Origin of the sequence: Bradyrhizobium sp. SZCCHNS3002, from assembly GCF_032377435.1 — a bacterium.
Lineage (GTDB): Bacteria > Pseudomonadota > Alphaproteobacteria > Rhizobiales > Xanthobacteraceae > Bradyrhizobium.
In genome coordinates this window covers 112,847-131,560 of record NZ_JAUHHY010000013.1, presented here as the reverse complement: position 1 = coordinate 131,560, position 18,714 = coordinate 112,847, and the positions used below count along the sequence as shown (strand labels likewise).

At 66.1% G+C, this 18,714-nt stretch carries 21 protein-coding genes and 1 pseudogene; 13 read left to right on the top strand and 9 right to left on the bottom strand.

What is annotated here, in order from left to right; all coding sequences use genetic code 11:
* Positions 1 to 91: 91 nt before the first annotated feature.
* Positions 92 to 847 carry a flagellar type III secretion system pore protein FliP gene (gene fliP, locus QW845_RS25600; RefSeq protein ID WP_315804289.1) on the bottom strand — a complete coding sequence of 252 codons (756 nt, stop codon included), beginning with the start codon at positions 845 to 847 and terminating at the stop codon, positions 92 to 94.
* On the bottom strand, positions 844 to 1,911 hold the full coding sequence (locus tag QW845_RS25595; protein WP_315804288.1) for a flagellar biosynthetic protein FliO: 1,068 nt from the start codon (positions 1,909 to 1,911) through the stop codon (positions 844 to 846). Before QW845_RS25595 ends, fliP begins: the two co-directional genes overlap by 4 nt.
* Positions 1,912 to 2,267: 356 nt before the next feature.
* Between QW845_RS25595 and flgB the strand changes: the two genes are divergently transcribed.
* The 10 genes and pseudogenes from flgB to QW845_RS25545 all read left to right on the top strand — a co-directional run bounded on the left by flgB (position 2,268) and on the right by QW845_RS25545 (position 10,745).
* Complete coding sequence (gene flgB / locus QW845_RS25590; protein ID WP_315804287.1) at positions 2,268 to 2,675, top strand: flagellar basal body rod protein FlgB; 408 nt, start codon at positions 2,268 to 2,270, stop codon at positions 2,673 to 2,675.
* A gap of 30 nt (positions 2,676 to 2,705) precedes the next feature.
* Entirely contained in the window at positions 2,706 to 3,131 is a 426-nt protein-coding gene (flgC, locus tag QW845_RS25585) for a flagellar basal body rod protein FlgC (RefSeq protein ID WP_315716023.1), read from the top strand.
* A gap of 16 nt (positions 3,132 to 3,147) precedes the next feature.
* Positions 3,148 to 3,504, top strand: a complete 357-nt coding sequence (gene fliE, locus QW845_RS25580; protein WP_315738761.1) for a flagellar hook-basal body complex protein FliE — start codon at positions 3,148 to 3,150, stop codon at positions 3,502 to 3,504.
* Between the two features lie 133 nt (positions 3,505 to 3,637).
* Positions 3,638 to 3,901, top strand: a complete 264-nt coding sequence (gene fliQ, locus QW845_RS25575) for a flagellar biosynthesis protein FliQ (protein WP_008965881.1) — start codon at positions 3,638 to 3,640, stop codon at positions 3,899 to 3,901.
* A gap of 218 nt (positions 3,902 to 4,119) precedes the next feature.
* Positions 4,120 to 4,887 (top strand): flagellar biosynthetic protein FliR, encoded by a 768-nt coding sequence (gene fliR, locus QW845_RS25570; protein ID WP_315716025.1) that lies wholly within the window; start codon positions 4,120 to 4,122, stop codon positions 4,885 to 4,887.
* A 12-nt stretch (positions 4,888 to 4,899) separates the two neighbouring features.
* The gene (gene flhB, locus QW845_RS25565) at positions 4,900 to 5,979 is read left to right on the top strand and encodes a flagellar biosynthesis protein FlhB (RefSeq protein WP_315804286.1); all 1,080 of its coding nucleotides are present in this window, start codon (positions 4,900 to 4,902) and stop codon (positions 5,977 to 5,979) included.
* A gap of 155 nt (positions 5,980 to 6,134) precedes the next feature.
* On the top strand, positions 6,135 to 8,702 hold the full coding sequence (cckA, locus tag QW845_RS25560; RefSeq protein WP_315804285.1) for a cell cycle histidine kinase CckA: 2,568 nt from the start codon (positions 6,135 to 6,137) through the stop codon (positions 8,700 to 8,702).
* 154 nt (positions 8,703 to 8,856) lie between these two features.
* Positions 8,857 to 9,822, top strand: coding sequence for a Tim44 domain-containing protein (locus tag QW845_RS25555; RefSeq protein ID WP_315804349.1), 966 nt, complete (start codon positions 8,857 to 8,859; stop codon positions 9,820 to 9,822).
* A gap of 58 nt (positions 9,823 to 9,880) precedes the next feature.
* A pseudogene (locus QW845_RS25550) lies at positions 9,881 to 9,981 on the top strand (lectin); the annotation flags it as partial.
* A gap of 59 nt (positions 9,982 to 10,040) precedes the next feature.
* Positions 10,041 to 10,745, top strand: coding sequence for a glutathione S-transferase (locus tag QW845_RS25545; RefSeq protein WP_315804284.1), 705 nt, complete (start codon positions 10,041 to 10,043; stop codon positions 10,743 to 10,745).
* 284 nt (positions 10,746 to 11,029) lie between these two features.
* On the opposite strand, the gene QW845_RS25540 is transcribed toward QW845_RS25545, so the two are convergent.
* The 4 genes from QW845_RS25540 to QW845_RS25525 form a co-directional block, all read right to left on the bottom strand.
* Positions 11,030 to 11,254 (bottom strand): hypothetical protein, encoded by a 225-nt coding sequence (locus tag QW845_RS25540; RefSeq protein ID WP_315804283.1) that lies wholly within the window; start codon positions 11,252 to 11,254, stop codon positions 11,030 to 11,032.
* A 163-nt stretch (positions 11,255 to 11,417) separates the two neighbouring features.
* Positions 11,418 to 11,897, bottom strand: coding sequence for a hypothetical protein (locus tag QW845_RS25535; RefSeq protein ID WP_315804282.1), 480 nt, complete (start codon positions 11,895 to 11,897; stop codon positions 11,418 to 11,420).
* 144 nt (positions 11,898 to 12,041) lie between these two features.
* Positions 12,042 to 12,359: a Kazal-type serine protease inhibitor family protein gene (locus QW845_RS25530; RefSeq protein WP_315804281.1), complete on the bottom strand. Its 318-nt coding sequence runs from the start codon at positions 12,357 to 12,359 to the stop codon at positions 12,042 to 12,044.
* A gap of 103 nt (positions 12,360 to 12,462) precedes the next feature.
* Complete coding sequence (locus QW845_RS25525) at positions 12,463 to 13,143, bottom strand: alpha/beta hydrolase (RefSeq protein ID WP_315804280.1); 681 nt, start codon at positions 13,141 to 13,143, stop codon at positions 12,463 to 12,465.
* A 116-nt stretch (positions 13,144 to 13,259) separates the two neighbouring features.
* Between QW845_RS25525 and QW845_RS25520 the strand changes: the two genes are divergently transcribed.
* The 3 genes from QW845_RS25520 to QW845_RS25515 are packed head-to-tail and all read left to right on the top strand — an operon-like array spanning position 13,260 to position 16,246.
* Positions 13,260 to 14,915 (top strand): fumarate hydratase, encoded by a 1,656-nt coding sequence (locus QW845_RS25520; RefSeq protein WP_315753126.1) that lies wholly within the window; start codon positions 13,260 to 13,262, stop codon positions 14,913 to 14,915.
* Positions 14,916 to 14,918: 3 nt separating this feature from the next.
* Positions 14,919 to 15,554, top strand: a complete 636-nt coding sequence (locus tag QW845_RS34190) for a hypothetical protein (RefSeq protein WP_409997966.1) — start codon at positions 14,919 to 14,921, stop codon at positions 15,552 to 15,554.
* Positions 15,555 to 15,577: 23 nt separating this feature from the next.
* A complete protein-coding gene (locus QW845_RS25515) occupies positions 15,578 to 16,246 on the top strand; it encodes a DUF429 domain-containing protein (protein WP_315804279.1) in 669 nt (222 codons plus the stop codon).
* 847 nt (positions 16,247 to 17,093) lie between these two features.
* On the opposite strand, the gene QW845_RS25510 is transcribed toward QW845_RS25515, so the two are convergent.
* The 3 genes from QW845_RS25510 to QW845_RS25500 all read right to left on the bottom strand — a co-directional run bounded on the left by QW845_RS25510 (position 17,094) and on the right by QW845_RS25500 (position 18,671).
* Positions 17,094 to 17,390, bottom strand: a complete 297-nt coding sequence (locus QW845_RS25510; protein ID WP_315804278.1) for a hypothetical protein — start codon at positions 17,388 to 17,390, stop codon at positions 17,094 to 17,096.
* Between the two features lie 119 nt (positions 17,391 to 17,509).
* A complete protein-coding gene (locus tag QW845_RS25505) occupies positions 17,510 to 18,061 on the bottom strand; it encodes a septation protein IspZ (protein WP_315804277.1) in 552 nt (183 codons plus the stop codon).
* A 25-nt stretch (positions 18,062 to 18,086) separates the two neighbouring features.
* Complete coding sequence (locus QW845_RS25500; RefSeq protein WP_315804276.1) at positions 18,087 to 18,671, bottom strand: hypothetical protein; 585 nt, start codon at positions 18,669 to 18,671, stop codon at positions 18,087 to 18,089.
* Positions 18,672 to 18,714: the final 43 nt, after the last annotated feature.

The window sequence follows — 18,714 nt, the reverse complement described above, 5'->3', positions numbered from 1 at the left end:
GGCAGGAGGGAGCTACTTCCCCTCACACTGAGGGCCCGCCATAGGCGGGCGTCTCGAAGGGCGAGGCCCGGATCGGGCGCCATGGTTCTTCTTACCCGCCATAGCTCTGCACCAGGCTGCCTGCCACCAGCGACCAGCCGTCGACCAGCACGAAGAAGATCAGCTTGAACGGCAGCGACACCACGACCGGCGGCAGCATCATCATGCCCATCGACATCAAGACCGAGGCGACCACGAGGTCGATGATCAGGAACGGCAGGAACAGCAGGAAGCCGATCTCGAAGGCGCGCTTCAGCTCGGAGATCATGAAGGCCGGCACCAGGATGCGCAGCGACAGCTCGTCGGGCGTCGCCGGCGGCGGCTCGCCGGAGAGGTCCATGAACAGCTTCAGGTCCTTCTCTCGCACGTTCTTCTGCATGAAGCCGCGCAGCGGCACCGAGGCGCGCTGCAGCGCGTCCTCGACGCCGATCTGGTTCTCGACCAGCGGCCGGATGCCGTCATCATAGGATTTTTGCAGCACCGGGCCCATCACGAACGCCGTGAGGAACATCGCGAGCGCGATGATGACCGAGTTGGGCGGCGCGGTCGCTGTGCCCATCGCCGTGCGCAGCAGCGACAGCACGACCACGATGCGCGTGAACGACGTCATCATGATCAGGATCGACGGCGCGATCGACAGCACCGTGAGCAGCGCGATCAGTTGGACCGCGCGTTCAGTGACGCCGCCGCCGCCACCGCCGCCGAGATTGATGCTGATGTCCTGCGCAGCAGCAGGTCCCGTCAGTAAACCGGCGGCAGTCAGGACAGCGATGAAGACAACTCTACGCGAGGGAAGCAGCGATCTCACTGCGACGACTTCGGACGTCCGAGCAGCGAGGCCATCTCGTCCTCCAGGTTCTCGAAGCTGGTCTTGACCGGCGCGGCTTGCGCCGGAGCCGGCTCGTTGCGCGCGGCCGCCCGGAGCGCCGGGGGACCCGAGGCCGGAGCAGCCGACGGATCGGCTGATGGACGCCGCAGCGCGGCCTCGAGCCGTTGCGCCATCTCGGCCAGATTGGCTTCGGCGCTCGAATCGGCCGCTGCGGGCGGCGGGGCAGCCGGGGGCGGTGGCGGCGGCATCTGGGCCACCGGCGGCAGCGGCGGCGCCGCCACGCGTTCGACGCGCTCGGCTGCGCGCTCAGCATTCCGCACCGGCGGCAGCCGGGGCCCCTCGGAAGCGCGCGGCGCCTCGGCCTGGCGTTGCGGCTCGGCGGGGCGCAGCGGGCGTGGCATTCCCGGCTCGCCGCGGATCACCCGCTCAGGGCGGGGCTCCAGGCGGGCTTCGTCTCCGCCGCGCGGTTCTCCACGGACGTCCGCCCGGAGGTCCTGGCGGGGATCGGGACGGCGCGGAGGGAGCGGTGGTTCCGGCGGGAATGCCGGTGCCGGCTCACGCCGCTCTGCGGCAGCCGGCGCCGTGCGGCGAACCTCATCGATGAACGACGGCCGCATCGGGCGCTGCGGCGGCTCCGGCATCTGCAGCTCGGCAGGCTCGGCGGCCTCGGTCTTCGGCTCGTTGTCGGCCCAGGACGGCGCATCCGGCAGTGGCGCGATGCGCGCCGCCGGCGGCTCGGCATTGATGCCCGGCCGCTGCGGCAATTGCTCGCGCGCCGGCATGGCGCGCACGATATTGGACTCGACCACGATGTCGGTGGGCCCGCCGATCATCAGAAGATGCTCTATGTTGTCACGGCGCACGAGCACGAGACGGCGGCGGCCATCGACGGCGGCGGCATCGATCACGGCGAGCCGGGGCATGCGGCCGCGATTCGGGTTGGTGCCGAGACGATTCCCCGCGAATCGACGAACCAGCCACGCGGCGAGGCCGATCAGCGCCAGCACCGCTACGAATGCAAAAAAGAACGTCAGTGCCTGCATCTCTGTCCCCGGCAAATACCGCGTCCTTTCGAAGTCTCTCGTCTGTCCAACGCATCGCCGGCAGCGAACGGAGCTTCAGAACCGGAACCAACCTGTTAACGCATGACGGCAGGAACTGCCGCTCGGCCTCTTAATAACCCATGAATCGGCCGGGCCAAAACGACTTCTTGGCGAGCCGTGCCGTCCCGGAATGATGCATCGGTCGGCCGGGAGCCCGGCACTTTCCTAAGAAATCGTCAAAACACCGGGATCATCCCGGGGGTCACCGCACCGTTTCTTAACTCCCTGTTAACCATATGCACGGCAATTTCTACCTACCCAAACCGTCCGGTAGTCGGACACAACCGAGCAGCGCCATGTCCATCAACGATATCCCCGTGTTGTCGGCGTTGCGGACCAAGATGCAATGGCATCAGGAGCGCCAGCGCGTGCTGTCCGAGAACGTGTCCAATTCGGATACGCCCAACTTCAAGCCGAAGGATCTGGTTGAGCCGAAGTTCGATTCAACCGGCCAGGCGGTCGGCGGCTTTGCGCCGCTGTCGCTGACCCGGACCAGCACCGCGCACATCGCACCGTCGTCGGGCGAGAGCGCGAGCTTCGACCAGAACCGCAAGGTCGGATTTCAGACGAGGCCCGCCGGCAACGCGGTGAGCCTCGAAGAGGAGATGCTGAAGGTCTCCGCCAACCAGATGGACTACGCCGCGGCGACCTCGCTGTACGGCAAGAGCCTGCATCTGTTGAAGACGGCGATCGGCAAGGGCTGAGCTCGGGTTTAAGGACGGAGACCGACAAGCATGGCAAACGACTCCAGCGATTTCCTGCGCTCGATGAGCATCGCGACCTCCGGCCTGCGTGCGCAGGCGGGACGTATGCGCGTCATTTCCGAGAACATCGCCAATGCCGATTCGACCGCCGCCAAGGCGGGTGGCGATCCGTATCGCCGCAAGGTCCCGACATTCACCTCGGCGCTCGACCGTGCGCTCGATGCCAAGGTGGTGGCGCTCGGCAAGGTGGTGCCCGATCAATCGTCGTTCCGCGTCAAATACGACCCCAGTAACCCGGCCGCGGACGCGTCCGGCAATGTCAAGTACCCCAACGTCAATCCGCTCATCGAGATGACCGACATGCGTGATGCACAGCGGTCCTACGAGGCGAATTTGAACATCATCGGCGCCACGCGCCGCATGATCCAGCGCACACTCGACATTCTGAAGACCTAGGACAGGAACGAAAGTCATGGCCTCCCCAATCTCCGCAGCGAATGCCTATGCGAATTCCGCCCGCGTGCTCGACGCCGGCGGCTCGAGCGGTGCCTTCGGCAGCCTTGGGCGCGTGCGCGACGTGCTCGGTAGCGGCAACGGCGCCGACAAGGGTGGTCCGTCATTCAGCGCGGTGCTGAAGGACGCGATCGGCAGCGTGATGGAGGCCGGACGCAAGTCCGACAGTCAGGCGGTCGCGATGGCCGCGGGCAAGGCAAACGTCATGGATGTCGTCACGGCGGTCGCCGAAACCGACGTCGCGGTGTCGACGCTGGTGTCGGTGCGCGACCGTGTGATCCAGGCCTATGAAGACGTGATGAAGATGACGATCTAGGCGCAGCTCGTAACGCTTCAGGCCGCCACGTGCCTGATGCGCCCAGGGGATTTGCCGTCTGCCGCGACTGCGCGCGATGCGCGCTGAGGCGGGGGCCGGACCGGAGCCGATCGACAGTGAGGAACGACAGGACATGACGGGAGCTGAAACGCTCGATGTGGCGCGCGATGCGATCTGGACCATCGTGCTGGTGTCGTCGCCGCTGATGGTGGTCGGCCTCGTGGTCGGCGTGGTCGTCTCGCTGTTCCAGGCGCTCACGCAGATCCAGGAGCAGACGCTGGTGTTCGTGCCGAAGATCATCGCGATCTTCGTGACGCTGCTGCTGGCGCTGCCGTTCATGGCCGATGCGCTGCATTCGCACATGATGCGGATCTCGTCGCGAATCATCGGCGGATGAGGCAATGTCCGGGGCGGCAGGGCAGGCCTGCGTGAGGGCGCTGCGAGCGGTCGTAAGGAGCAGTGCGGGGGGCGCTGCTGCTTTCGGCCGTGCGCGGGCAGCCTTTCGGGCGAGCTCTTCGCAGGCTGACTCGTCTGAGGCTGTCTATTCGCAGGTTGTCTCTTCAAAGACCGCCGTGCCGCACCAGCATGCGGTCGAAAGGGCCGTGACGGCGGACGATGCGCATCGATATTTCCTTCCTTCCGGCGCTGGCCGCCGTGTTCATGCTGGCCTTCGCGCGCGTGGGCGCGATGGTGATGCTGTTGCCGGGCCTCGGCGAGGTCAACATCCCCGTCCGCATCAAGCTCGCGACCGCGCTGCTGCTCACGATGATCGTGCTGCCGCTGCACCGTCAGGCCTATCAGGTCGATTTGCAGGCGTTGTCGCCGCTGCTGGTGATGATGGTGCACGAGATCGTGATTGGCATCGTGCTCGGCGCGACGGCGCGGGTGACGCTGTCGGCGCTGCAGGTCGCGGGCTCCGTGATCGCGCAGCAGATGGGGCTCGGCTTCGTCACCGCGGTGGATCCGACGCAGGGACAGCAGGGCGTCCTGATCGGCAACTTCCTCACCATGCTCGGCGTGACCCTGCTGTTCTCGACCGACAGCCATCACCTGGTGATCGCCGCGCTCAGCGACAGCTACAAGATCTTCGCGCCCGGCGAATTGATCCCGAGCGGCGACGTCGCCTCGCTGGCGACCAAGGCGTTTGCCGCGGCCTTCAAGATCGGCCTGCAATTGTCGGCGCCGTTCCTGGTGTTCGGTCTGGTCTTCAACATCGGGCTCGGCGTCTTGGCGCGGCTGATGCCGCAGATGCAGGTCTATTTCGTCGGCGCGCCGCTCTCGATCCTGATCGGCTTCCTGATCTTCGCGCTGGTCCTGACCGCGATGATGGGAACGTTTCTCGGCTATTTCGAAGGCGTCATGCACGAGATGATGCCGCGGTGAGGGGCCTGACCGATGGCCGATGAAGCCGATTCCGAAGACAAAACAGAAGACCCGACGCAAAAACGGCTCGATCAGGCGCTCGAACGCGGCGACGTCGTCAAGAGCCAGGAGCTCAACACCTGGTTCGTGATCGCCTCCGCGACCCTGGTGATGTCGACCTTCTCGGGCTCGATCGGCACCGCGGTGCTGGTGCCGATGCGCAACCTGATCGCCAATTCCTGGATGATCCAGACCGACGGCGCCGGCCTGCTGTCGCTGGCGCGCGGCCTGTCGTTCGCCGTGATCGCGGCGATCGGCGTGCCGATCCTGATGGTGATGCTGGCGGCGATCGCCGGCAACATGATGCAGCATCGCCTGGTCTGGTCGGGCGAGCCGATGAAGCCGAGCCTGAGCAAGATCTCTCCGCTGGCCGGCGCCAAGCGCCTGTTCGGCAAGCAGGCCGCGGCCAATTTCGCCAAGGGTCTCTTCAAGCTCGTGCTGCTCGGCACGGTCATGGTCATGATCCTGTGGCCGGAGCGGCTGCGCCTGGAATCGCTGCTGCATATGGACGTCGGCGAGCTGCTCGGCGTCACGATCTCGCTGACGACGCATCTGATGGGCTCGGTGGTCGCGCTGCTCGCCCTGGTCGCGATCGGCGACTACCTGTTCCAGTACCGGCAATGGTACGAGCGCCAGAAGATGTCGGTGCAGGAGATGAAGGAGGAGTTCAAGCAGTCGGAAGGCGACCCGCACGTCAAGGGACGCATCCGGCAGATCCGCCAGCAGCGCATGAAGAAGCGGATGATGGCCGCGGTTCCCAAGGCGTCCGTGATCATCACCAACCCGACGCACTACTCGGTCGCGCTGTCCTACGAGCGCGGCATGTCGGCACCGGTCTGCGTCGCCAAGGGCGTCGACAACATCGCCTTCAAGATCCGGGAGGTCGCCAAGGCGCACGACATCCCGATCGTCGAGAACGTGCCGCTGGCGCGCGCGCTCTATGCCACGGTCGAGATCGACGAGGAGATCCCGGTGGAACATTATCACGCGGTCGCTGAGATCATCGGCTACGTGATGGGGCTGCGGCGCAACCTCTCGGGGCGCCCGCAATGACAACCGAGCAGGTCCCCGGACGGACCGCAAAATACGGATAAATCATGGAATATCGGCTTGACGGGCTTGCGCTTGACCCGTCGATTCAGGCAGGTGGAAGGGGGAGCCGCGCGAACGGGCTGGGGCTCCCAGCCGACAGGTCGCGTCCCCGAGCCATGAGCGCCGATTCCGACAATGATGGGTTACAGGATCAGGCGGGCCTGCCGGAGCGGCCGCGCCGCAGCGGCAGCATTCTGCTGATCCTTCTGGTGGCGTTCGGCCTCGTCGCGGTCGCGATCGCGCTGATGACGATCGGCCGCGCCCAGGCGCAGCCCTACATTCTCGGCCTGCTGTCGCTGCTCGCCACCGTCGGCCTGTTCAATCTGTTCGCGTTCGCCGCCGGCATCGTCCGCTTCGCCGACAAGTCGACCGACGATCCGGTGTTGGGCGCGATCGCCGATCACGCCTTCGATGGCCTCGCGGTGACCGATCCGCGCGGCCATGTCGTCTACGCCAACGCCGCCTATCTCAACATGACGGGAGCAGCGACCGCGCAGGAGGCGCGTCCCGTCGAGCGCGTCTTCATCGGCAATCCCGATGTGTCCGAAGCGGTGTTCCGCCTGCTCAAGGCGGCGCGCGAGGGCAAGCGGCAGCAGGAGGAGGTCCGCATCACCGCGGCCGAAGGCGCGCAGGGGCGCTGGCTGCGGATGCGCGTGCGCCCGCTCGGCCAGACCAAGCGCCATGCCCGCTACGCGGTGTGGTCGATCGCCGACATCACCAGGGATCGCGAGCGCCAGGAGGACGTGTTCCAGGAGCTGCAGCACGCGATCGAATATCTCGACCATGCGCCGTGCGGCTTCTTCTCGGTCAATCCGGAAGGCAGCCTCGTCTACGTCAATGCCACGCTCGCCAACTGGCTCGACTATGATCTCGCCGAGATCGGCTCGGGCGGGCTGAAGCTCGCCGACGTCGTCTCGGGCGACGGTGCCTCGCTGCTCAGCTCGATCGTCGCGGTGCCCGGCGAGGTCCGCACCGAGGTGTTCGACATCGACCTGAAGATGCGCGGTGGCAAGACCATGCCGGCGCGGCTCTACCATAAGCTCGCCTTCGGCGCCGACGGCAAGCCAGGCGCCTCGCGCACGCTCGTCATCAGCCGCGCCCGCGACGAGCGCTCCGATCCGGAGCGCGCCGCCGAGGTGCGCTTCATGCGCTTCTTCGACCATACGCCGATGGCGATCGCGACCGTCGACCGCGGCGGCGCCGTGGTGCGCGCCAACGCCCGCTTCGCCAAGCTCGCGCAGAGCGTCAGCGGCGATGCGGCGGCGGCGAAGTCGATCTTCCGCGCCGTCAGCCAGCGCGACCGGCATCTGCTGATCGCCGCGATCAACCAAGCGGCCGAGGGGCAGGCGGACATTCCGCCGGTCGAGGTGATGCTGGACGGGCCGAAGGAGCGCTTCGGCCAGTTCTTCGTCACCGCGGTCGACGAGGACGAGCGCGAGACGGAAGCTGCGATCGTCTACATGCTGGAGACCACCGAGCGCCGCGCGCTCGAGAACCAGATCAACCAGTCGCAGAAGATGGAGATGGTCGGCCAGCTCGCCGGCGGCATCGCCCACGACTTCAACAACGTGCTCTCGGCCATCATGATGGCCAATGATTTCCTGCTGAACGCGCACAAGCCGACCGACCCGTCGTTCCAGGACATCATGCAGATCAAGCAGAACGCGACCCGCGCCGCGACCTTGGTGCGGCAGCTGCTCGCCTTCTCGCGCCGGCAGACATTGCGGCCGCAGGTGCTCGATCTCGGCGATGCACTGTCCGACCTGACGATGCTGCTGCGCCGGCTGATCGGCGAGAAGGTCAAGCTCGACCTGGTTCACGGCCGCGACCTCTGGCCGGTCAAGGTCGACGTCTCGCAGTTCGAGCAGGTGGTCGTGAACCTCGCGGTCAACGCCCGCGACGCGATGCCCGATGGCGGCAAGCTGTCGGTGCGCACCGCCAACGTCTCGGCCGACGAGGTCGCGCAGGCCGCCTACAAGGGCATGCCGGTGGCCGACTACGTCCGCATCGAGATCAGCGATACCGGCACCGGCATTCCGGCAGAGATCCGCGAGAAGATCTTCGAGCCGTTCTTCTCGACCAAGGAGGTCGGCAAGGGCACCGGTCTCGGGCTGTCGACCGTCTACGGCATCATCAAGCAGACCGGCGGCTTCATCTATGTCGACAGCGAGGTCGGCAAGGGGACCTCGTTCCAGATCTTCCTGCCGCGCCACATCGTCGTGCCGGAGGTCCAGGTCGAGCCGCAGGCCGTCAACGGCGCCGCCAAGGAGCCGGCTGCCGCCGATGCGCCGAAGCCGCGCGCCGACCTGACCGGGCAGGGGACGATCCTGCTGGTGGAGGACGAGGAGGGCCTGCGGGCGCTGAACGCGCGCGGCCTGCGCTCGCGGGGCTACAGCGTCATCGAGGCGTCGAACGGCGTCGAGGCGATGGAGGCGCTGGAGGAGTGCGACGGCGTGCTCGATCTCGTGGTGTCCGATGTCGTGATGCCGGAGATGGACGGGCCGACGCTGCTCAAGGCGATGCGCGAGCGCAATCCGGAGATCAAGATCATCTTCGTCTCCGGCTATGCCGAGGATGCGTTCGAGAAGAGCCTGCCGGAGAACCAGCAATTCGCCTTCCTGCCAAAACCCTTCACGCTCAGCCAGCTCGTGGCGGCGGTCAAGGAAACCATGGCGCCACAATAGGTTACCGGAGTTCCTTCGCCAGCCGGCCGAGCGCGTTCATCCCGCGACCCAGCGCCGCAGCCGCGCGGCCTCGTGCCGCCTTCCTTTTTCGTGGGTTGTGCCCATCTTACGGGCATCCCCATTCCGGGGATTATGGGAAACACAGATGAGCTTCATGCAGCGCAAAAGCGGCCTCCTCAAGGCGATGGCCGTGGCCCTTTCACTGGCGCTGCCGACGGTGCTCGCCGTCTCGGCGGCCGACGCCCGGATCGGCGGCGGCTCCAGCTCGGGCTCCCGCGGCACGCGCACCTTCTCCGCGCCGCCTTCGACCACGACCGCGCCGGGATCGGCGTCGCAGTTCAATAGGACGATCACCCAGCCGGGCCAGCCTGGCGGCTTCAACACGGCTGCGCCCTCGCGTGGCGGCCTGTTCGGCGGTCGCGCCGGTGGCCTGCTCGGCGGCCTCGCCGCCGGCTTTCTCGGCGCCGGCCTGTTCGGCATGCTGTTCGGCGGCGGCCTGTTCTCCGGCCTCGGCGGCTTTGCCTCGATCATCGGCCTGATCCTCCAGGTCCTGCTGGTGGTGTTCCTGGTGCGCATGGCGATGGCCTGGTGGCAGCGCCGCAACCAGCCGGCCTATGCCGCCGGCCCGGCGCGGGCCGACGGCCAGCAGAGCTTCCGCTCTGGCTTCGGTGGTCTCGGCGGCTTCGGCGGCCTGGGCGGCGGCAACACTGTGCCGCCGCTGCAGATCCAGCCGGCCGACTATGAGGCGTTCGAGCGGCTGCTCGGCGAGATCCAGTCCGCCTGGTCGAACGAGGATGTCGGCCGCCTGCGCCTGCTCTCGACGCCCGAGATGGCCTCGTATTTCGAGCGCGATCTCGAGCAGAACCAGGCCCGCGGCGTGGTCAACAAGGTCAGCGCCGTGAAGCTGCTGCAGGGCGACCTCGCCGAGGCCTGGCGCGAGAATGGCGCCGACTACGCCACCGTCGCGATGCGCTTCACCCTGGCCGACAAGACCATCGAGCGCGCCTCGGGCCGCGTTGTCGACGGCTCCGACCAGCCGCAGGAGGTCACGGAGATCTGGACCTTCCTGCGTCACCCCGGCGCCGACTGGCAGTTGTCGGCGATCCAGCAGGTCGGCTGAGCCCGGCTTGAGATCCTCATCAGGCGCCGCGGAGCAATCCGCGGCGCTTTTGCTTGTGAACAATTCCCATCTCTCGCGCGAGCCCGATGGCGGCTGTTTCCGGTCGATCTGAAGAGCACCGGCGGTGGCGGGCTGCTATACTGCTTCGCGGCGAACTAACACCGCGTCCGTTACGTGTCCGAGCCGAACGTGTGGGCGCATCACTGCGAGGATGGCCCATGCGATACGAGCTCTACTACTGGCCCATGATCCAGGGCCGCGGCGAATATGTGCGTCTCGCGCTGGAGGAGGCGGGCGCCGCCTATCGCGATGTCGCGCGCGAGGACGGCATCGGTACGATGACGGCGATGATGGCGGCGGACAGCGACACGCCGCCCTTCGCGCCGCCGTTCCTGAGAGCGGGCCGCCGCGTCATCGGCCAGACCGCCAACATCCTGCTGTTTCTCGGCAGCCGCCATGGCCTCGCACCGAAGACCGAAGCCGGCCAACTCTGGGTGCATCAGCTGCAGCTCACCGTGACCGACTTCGTCGTCGAGATCCATGACACGCATCATCCGCTGGGGCCGACGCTGTACTACGAGGACCAGCGCGCGCCGGCCAAAAAGCGCACCGCCGAGTTCTGGAGCGAGCGGGTGCCGAAATTCCTCGGCTATTTCGAGCAGCTCCTATCGAAAAGCGGTGGCGCCTACGTCACCGGGCGCCGGCTCACCTATGTGGACCTGTCGCTGTTCCAGATCGTCGCCGGCCTGCGCTACGCCTTTCCCCATCGCATGACGGCATTCGAGCGCAACATTCCAGGCCTCGTCGCGCTGCACGACCGCGTCGCCGCCAGGCCGAACATTTCGGCCTATCTGGCCAGCGACCGCCGCATCCCCTTCAACGAAGACGGCATCTTCCGCCACTACAAGGCGCTGGATGCCTGAGGGCTGAGGGCGTGCAGTCATGCTGGAGTGAGCGTGCTCCTCTGAGAGCCTCGCTGGTGCCTCGCCGGCGCTGCGCTCCCTCTCCCCGTTCTTACGGGGAGAGGGGTGGGGTGAGGGGCAGCCGCACGGGAAGTCGGTAGACCTGTAACGCCTCACCCGAGCGAGCCGCGCGCGTGCTCCAAAACCACGTGGATCGCCGCGCCGCCACGGCCCAGCTCACACGTATAGCGGCAGGCGCCTGAGGCGCCGCCGCTATACGAAGTTGGCCTGAGGGTGTGGGATCGTCAGGCGAGAATGTCGACGCGGGTGCCCTGGCCGGGCGGCAGCGGCGGACGCGAGGCCTGCTTCTCCGCGGCCGCCTCGTCGCCGGTCTTGGCGGGATTCACGGCCTGGCTCTGCTGCGTCTGGTTCCGCGCCTGGGTGTCTTGGGTCTGCGGCTTGGTCGTCTCGGTCGAGACCGGCGGCGGTGAGGGCGGCGGCGATGACGACGAAACGCTCGAAACGGACATGGTCCAGCTCCTCGCTTGGTGTTGCGACGAGCGTGGCCATCCCTGACGAAAACTTCGTCAAGCAGATCGTTCGAATTGTCTGCAACTGTCGGTGGCGCGGCGAATAGTGAACGGGTCGCTGCCGCCGGCGCAGAAACCGCAAGGCTCTCGCGTCACCCCCGGCCTATTGGTCCTTGCTGCGGCTGATCGTGATCGAGGACTCGGTCTTGGTTCGGGCGCAACGCATGTCGAGCCGGCGGTAGCGGCTGGCGACGTCGTCGCCGCGGAAAATCCCGAGTCGGCGGTAACAGCGTGTGACGCCGCGCTGCATGTCGTCCTTCGGCAAGGTGAACACGATCGCCGCCGCGCTCGCCATCAGCTCGATGAAGGCCGGCGTCGGCTTGCGTTCGGATTTACCGAACATCTGGTTGCTGACATTCTTCGATGAGCAGCCGAGCGTGATCTCGCGTGCCTTGGGATGGGCGAGATAGACCGTGCCGGCCGCGGTCTGGCCGATCTTGATGCCGTCGATGCCGTTCTTCAGTTCCTTGGCAACGTCATCACAACGATCGGCCCGTGCCGCCTGCGGCAGCAGCGCGCTGCTCAACGCAACGAGAAAAACAAATCCGGCCAAGCGGCCAAATGAGCAAGGCGATGACTGCATTCCAAATACCCCCGCGCCATTGAAGCCTGCGCGAGGGGGGCATGCAAGCGCGATGCGCCGCAGCCGCACAAGATCATCAGCGGGTGTGGCCGCGTGTTGACGGGACGGCGGTCACATGCCGGCGGCAGCGGCGCGATCGCTTGCTCAGAACCAGCAGCGGCCCGGATGTGCGAGCGAGACGCCGGCTGCGCGGCGCTCGCAGTCGTTGCCGTAGGTCTGGAAGTTGCAGCCGCAGACCGGCATGTAGATGCGTGGGCAGAGCGTCGGCTTTCGGCGGCAGACGCCCATCATGTCGAACCGGCCGCACTGGCCGGCTGGGAATTCGCAATAGAGACCGGCATTGCAGCGAATGCCGGCGAAGCCGCCGCACGCGCGGCCGGGACCGACGGCACCAGCGGAGCTCGGGAGCAGGGTGATCAGGGCAAGGACGAATGCGATGATGGAAACGAGACCTCGTGTCATGACGCCTCCAGGAAGAAAATGAATATGTCAACAATCTAAGGTTACATAACTCGGCGACCGATCGCAATCGATCTCGCCGTGCGACGTTGCCCTGGTCGCGGCGTCATGTTGCGGCGACCTCGCGGGCCGTCTCGATCAGCAGGGCGAACGTCTCGTCGGGGGCGTGCTGCACGACATCGTGCCCGCACGCAAATGCCTGCACGCGCCACGCGGGATCGCTGCGCAGCCGCTCATATTGCGCGGTGAACGGTGTCGCGCTCCATCCGCTGGCGTAGACGAAGGTGCGGCGCAGAGTAGGCGGCGCCGGACTGCGGAGGTTCAGGGCCTGGATGAAGGTCCCGAGCGGATGCGGCCGGCGGCGCGGATCGGAGCCTTCGCGCGGCAGCGCCGTCAGCCCGTCATGCCCGGCGCGTTCGATCACGAACCGGCGATACGCGTCACCGGCGAGATCCCACCATGACTGACCGTTCTCGGGTGCGAAGGCATCGAGATAGATCAGTGCGGCGAGCCGTTCCGGCACGCGGTCGGCGACGCCGGTCGCGACCATGCCGCCATAGCTGTGCGCGCACAGGATGACCTCGGACAGATCTTCGATCGTCAGCAGCTCGACGACGTCGGTGATGTGGGTCTCGAGATTGACGGCCTGGGTGCGGGCGGGCGTTTCCTCCAATCCGCTCAGGGTCAGGGCATAGGCGTCATGACCGGCCTGCCGGAGCCTGGCCGAGAGCGCGGCGTACATCCAGCCGCCGTGCCAACCTCCTGGAATCAGGACAAAAGTCGCCATGATCTTACTCCTCGGCTGCTGTACGGAGACATGTCTTGCAAGGCTTCCGACGGGTAGCGTATCAGACCTGTCAAGACCGCTTTGGGCGGCCATCTTTAGAACCCCACGAGCTCGCCATGAACGCGCCGACCGCCTTCCCCGACCAGTCCAAGCCCGTCCCGCCCTACAAGCACACGCCGCTGTTTCCGCTGGGGCCGGACACCACGCCCTACAAGAAGATCACCACCGACGGCGTGCGGGTCGAGAAGGTCTTGGGCCGCGACATGCTGGTGGTGTCGCGGGAGGCGCTGCGGACCTTGTCGGAGGCCGCGTTCGGCGAGATCAACCACTTTCTGCGCCCCGGCCATCTGAAGCAGCTGCGCAGCATCCTGGAGGATCCGGAGGCCAGCCCGAACGACAAGTTCGTCGCGCTCGACTTCCTGAAGAACGCCAACATCTCCGCCGGCGGCGTGCTGCCGATGTGCCAGGATACCGGCACCGCGATCATCATGGGCAAGAAGGGCTGCAACGTCATCACCGACGGCGACGACGAGGCGGCGCTCAGCCAAGGCGCGCGCGACGCGTATCTGCGTCGCAACCTGCGCTACTCGCAGGTCGCGCCGCTGTCGATGTACGAGGAGAAGAACACCGCCAACAACATGCCGGCGCAGACCGAGATCTACGCGGAAGGCGAGGACGCCTACAAGTTCATGTTCATGGCCAAGGGCGGCGGCTCGGCCAACAAGAGCTTCCTGTTCCAGGCGACGCCCTCGGTGCTGACCAAGGATCGGCTGCTGGCGTTCCTGAAGGAGAAGATCCTGACGCTGGGCACCGCGGCGTGCCCGCCTTATCATTTGGCCATCGTCATCGGCGGCACCTCGGCCGAGCTGTGCATGAAGACGGTGAAGCTGGCGTCTGCGCGCTATCTCGACGCGCTGCCGACCCAGGGCTCCCCGGATGGCAATGCCTTCCGCGACTTGGAGATGGAGCAGGAAATCCACAAGATGACGCAGTCGCTCGGCGTCGGCGCGCAGTTCGGCGGCAAGTATTTCTGCCATGACGTCCGCGTCATCCGCATGCCGCGCCACGGCGCGTCGCTGCCGATCGGTCTCGGCGTATCCTGCTCGGCCGACCGCCAGGTGCTCGGCAAGATCACCAGGGACGGCGTCTATCTCGAGGAGCTAGAGCACCATCCGGCGCAGTATCTGCCGGAGGTCGAGCAGGCGCTTGGCGGCGAGGTCGTGAAGATCGATCTCAATCAGCCGATGAAGGACATCCTCGCCACCCTGTCGAAGAACCCGATCAAGACCCGGCTGTCGCTGACCGGCACCATGATCGTCGCCCGCGACGCCGCGCACGCCAAGCTGCGCGAGCGTCTCGATCGCGGCGAGCCGCTGCCGGACTACTTCAAGAACCATCCGGTCTACTACGCCGGTCCCGCCAAGACCCCGGACGGCTACGCCTCCGGCGCGTTCGGTCCGACCACCGCGGGACGCATGGATTCCTTCGTCGATCAGTTCCAGGCGGCCGGCGGCTCGATGGTCATGGTCGCCAAGGGCAACCGCGCGCCGGCGGTGCGCGAAGCCTGCAAGAAGCACGGCGGCTTCTATCTCGGCTCGATCGGCGGCGCCGCGGCGAACCTCGCCGAGCACTGCATCAAGAAGGTCGAGGTCGTCGAATATCCCGAGCTCGGCATGGAAGCGATCTGGCGCATCGAAGTGGTGGACTTCCCGGCCTTCATCATCATCGACGACAAGGGCAACGACTTCTTCAAGGAGCTGAACCTCGGCTAGATCATGCACTTGTGGCGATACGTCATCACAGTGGATCACGGTAGCGCACCGAACTATGGTCCGCCCTCCGTAACGCTCGCCATATGCAAGCCGGAAATACGCAGGCTGGCTGAGGTGGGCGACCTCGTGATGGCATTCGCGGGGCGCTCGCTGCTAAGAGGAAAGGATGGAAAGTGGCATCCTGATGCAGTCATTTGGGCTGGAGAGGTCGGCGAAATCTTGAGCTTCGATCAATATTGGCGGGATTCGCGCTTTCAGACAAAAAAGCCCGACCGGAGTTCGCGTCCTGACAATATCTATCGCCCTAGAGCCGGCGGATATATTCAGGTTCGGAACTCTGTCCATCAGCTGGGAGACCAGTCTCGGGATATCGGTGGGCGCAATGTTTTGGTCATGAAGGCCGCATGGCATTTCGGCCGGAACGGCGTTGTATTGCCCGCGAAATTTCTGAAATTTCGCATCGAGATCGGTGCTCGACGTGGTCATCGCCGAAGCGAAATAGGTGATACATCAAAAAGGGCGCTTCTCGCGTGGTTTAGAGAAAGTGGCGTCCAAGTACCTAACAAGCGCACATATCCCGAGCCGCGGCTGCAGTCTTGTGGCTGCTCTCCGCGTCACAAGCTTATGCGAACGTGCTAGGCGGGAATTTCCACTCGCGGCCCTTGGTCGTCGGGCTCGACGGATTCCGCAACGGTTGGGTCGCTGTCTCGATCGATGGCGATGATCACGCGATCAGCTTCCCGGCTGATATCTCGACCGCGCTTGCAGCCCCCTTCGCCCGTGCCGCCATCGATATGCCGATTGGCATGACCGACGACGGCAATCGCGACTGCGACCAGCTCGCCCGCGACAAGCTGACGCCGCATCGCTCCCGCGTCTTCACTGGCGCGCGGCGCTGGCTGTGGGAGGAGTACACGGATCCCGATGAGGCGAATATCGAGGCCTCGCGCCGCCGCCAGCCGCGCGCCTCGCGCCAGCTCTGGCATCTCGGCCGCAAGATCATGGAGGTCGATGCCTTCGTGCGCGCGCATCGCGAGCTCGACATCCGCGAGGTGCATCCGGAGCTCGTGTTCCTGCGCCTCCACGGCGCGCCGCTGCCGTCGAAGAAGACGGAGCAGGGCGCCGCGCTGCGGCGCGCCTTGCTGATCGCCGCGGGCTTTGCCGAGATCGATGACTGGATCGGCATCGCGCGTCGCGGCACCGGCGCCAAGAAAGACGACGTGCTCGACGCCTGTGCCGTCGCACTCGCCGCTTGCGACTGTGTCGGCAGCGTCCCTGAGGGCGAGCCGCCGCGCGACGCGCATGGCGTGCCGATGCAGATCTGGTTTTGAACGCGGCATATGGGCACGACGGCCGCGACAAACTCAGCCGTCATTCCGGGCGGCGCGCGCAGCGCGAGCCCGGAATCCATTTTGCCGCGCGCATTGCCGCACGATGGAGTCCGGGCTCGATGACAAAAGAGAGAGTGTTGCGTGATGCCCGGCCGGGGAGGCGAGATGGCGGCTCCTATTTCCGAAAAAAATAAATCACTTGCCAAATTTCGGAAATCGTGGTTCTCTCTCGCCATCCCGCCTCACTGCGGAGGGGCGTTGCGCGCGATCGTCACGACACGCGAGGCGGGGAGGCGATGGCCGCGGATTGCCGCAGCATGCCCTCGGGGTGTGCCGACGAACGGCGATATGCGGACGCGAAGTCGCGTGGTCCTGGCGCCCCGAAGCTGGCGCCAAGTCCGGAGGATGATGATCCTTCGGGCGACGGTGGCTAACAAGCCGGACACCGGGGAGATCGCGTATAAGCGTGAAGACCATCGCGCAGGGAAGGCCGGGTGTTCTCGGCTGCACCTGTGGTACCTGCCGCCTGCATTTCTTTCGCAGGCGGGCCGCAGGCGTCAGCCGACGCCTGGCCTTCCCTGCGCCCTCTGCATTTGGAGAGGGACATGCCGATGTATCCCTCGGGCGATGTTCGCCGCGAGTGCGCGCGCGCTTGTCCATGCTGTTTGAGATGTGAAGCGGAACAAGCCCGAGCGGCGCGGCGGTAGGGTGGGCAAAGCGGCCGCCCGCAAGGCGGTCGCGTGCCCACCGTCAGTCGGAGCATTGCGGAGCGAATGGTGGGCACGGCGCGGGAGAGCACATCGCCATCGAGTGGCGGCGTGGGCGCGCCTTTGCCCACCTTACGGATTCAGCCCCGCGCGCCGGTGAACGGGAAGCTGCCCATGAAGCCGATGCCCATCTCGCCCGAGATGGTGTCGCCGGCGACCTTGCCCTTGAAGTCGAGCGTCAGCGGCATCGGGCTGGTGATGGAGACCTTCCAGGCGACGTCGTCGCCGTTGACGGTGCCGTCGAAGATCTCGGCGGAATCGCCCTCGGCGGCCTGGGTGCCGGTCAGCGTCGCGCCCGAACTCTTCACGCTCAGGGTCGCGCTGCGCTCGCCCATCGGCGTGTTCAAGGTCAGATTCCAGTTGCCGTCCACAGCCATCGATCGTTCTCCTGGCGTTGCGCTTTGCGGACCTCGAGGCGGCGGCCTCGAGGATGCGTTCGGCCGCCCCTATAGCGCATCTTTGCGCGTAAGCCCATTGCGGCGATCGGATGCAGCGGTCAGGCCCGCGCCGCCCTGAGGCGGTTGGCGACCACGAAGCGGAAGGCGATGAACTGCAGCGCGAAGGCCGCGACCTTGGCGCCGCCCGCGACCACGGTGATGTAGAGCACCCACAGCTTGATGTCGCCGGTCATGGCGACCGCGATGGTGCCGAGGCCGAGCGCGAACATCAGCGCCGCCCAGGCATAGCCGGCGATGGTGACGTATTCCGGGATGGTCTCCGACACGATCGGCGGCACGTAGCGCAGCATCCAGCCGCGCTTCAGCATGATCAGCCCGATGGCGAAATGCCCGATCGCGGGCTTGGCGAACATGAAGCGGGGATCGTTGGTCAGGAGCGTCACGCCGCCGAGCACGATCACAAGGCCGACGCTGGCATAGGCCATGAAGCTGAGGTGCACGCCCTTGATGCGCGCCCAGACCACCTGCACCACGGCGACGGCCACCGCGACGGCGGTCGCCAGCACCACGTCGTCGGTCGCGATGTAAAGGAGGAAGAACACTGCGGCCGACAGGAAGTCGGCAATCAGCTTGGCAAACACGACTTTCACGCACGTCTCCTGCAGCAGACCCCGGTCACGAATCTTGGCCGGACATTGCGGCGGCAGTCTGCGCTGCCACGTCCTTTGTTCGGCGGTAGTCAGGATACCAGCGCGTGAAATAAAGTGCACTGTTGCGGGCGGCAAAGGCGATGGCGAGGCCGGTCCAATAGGGCAGGCCGGGCACGTAGAGCGTCATCAGGTTGCCGACGATCATCAGCAGCGCGGAAACAGTCCAGGCGCCGGTGATGACGTAATTGGCGCGCAGGAAGCCCGGAATCGCCGCGGTTTCCGGAGGGACGGCCTCGAGCGCATATTGCAGCGTGAACGGCATGCGCAGCAGCATCGAGCCCAGCGACAGCGCGAAAATGCCGCAGTCGACCGCAAGACGCACCATAGAGGCGCTCGGCGTGGGATCGATGAGCTGGAGGTAGGTGGCTACGGCGGCGAACACGACGGCCGAGCCGAGGCCGAGGATCTTGATCGCCCGGCCCTTGATCACATCCAGCGCCACCACCGCAAGGCACAGCGCGGCGCCGACGGCCAGGCTGAGCGTGGCCGAGACCACCATCATCAGCGCAGCATAGACGCCGTAGGGCGCAAGGATGAGGAAGATCGTCATAAGTTCGCCCGGCCAATCTTTACACTGCCAAGATACTTAGAGT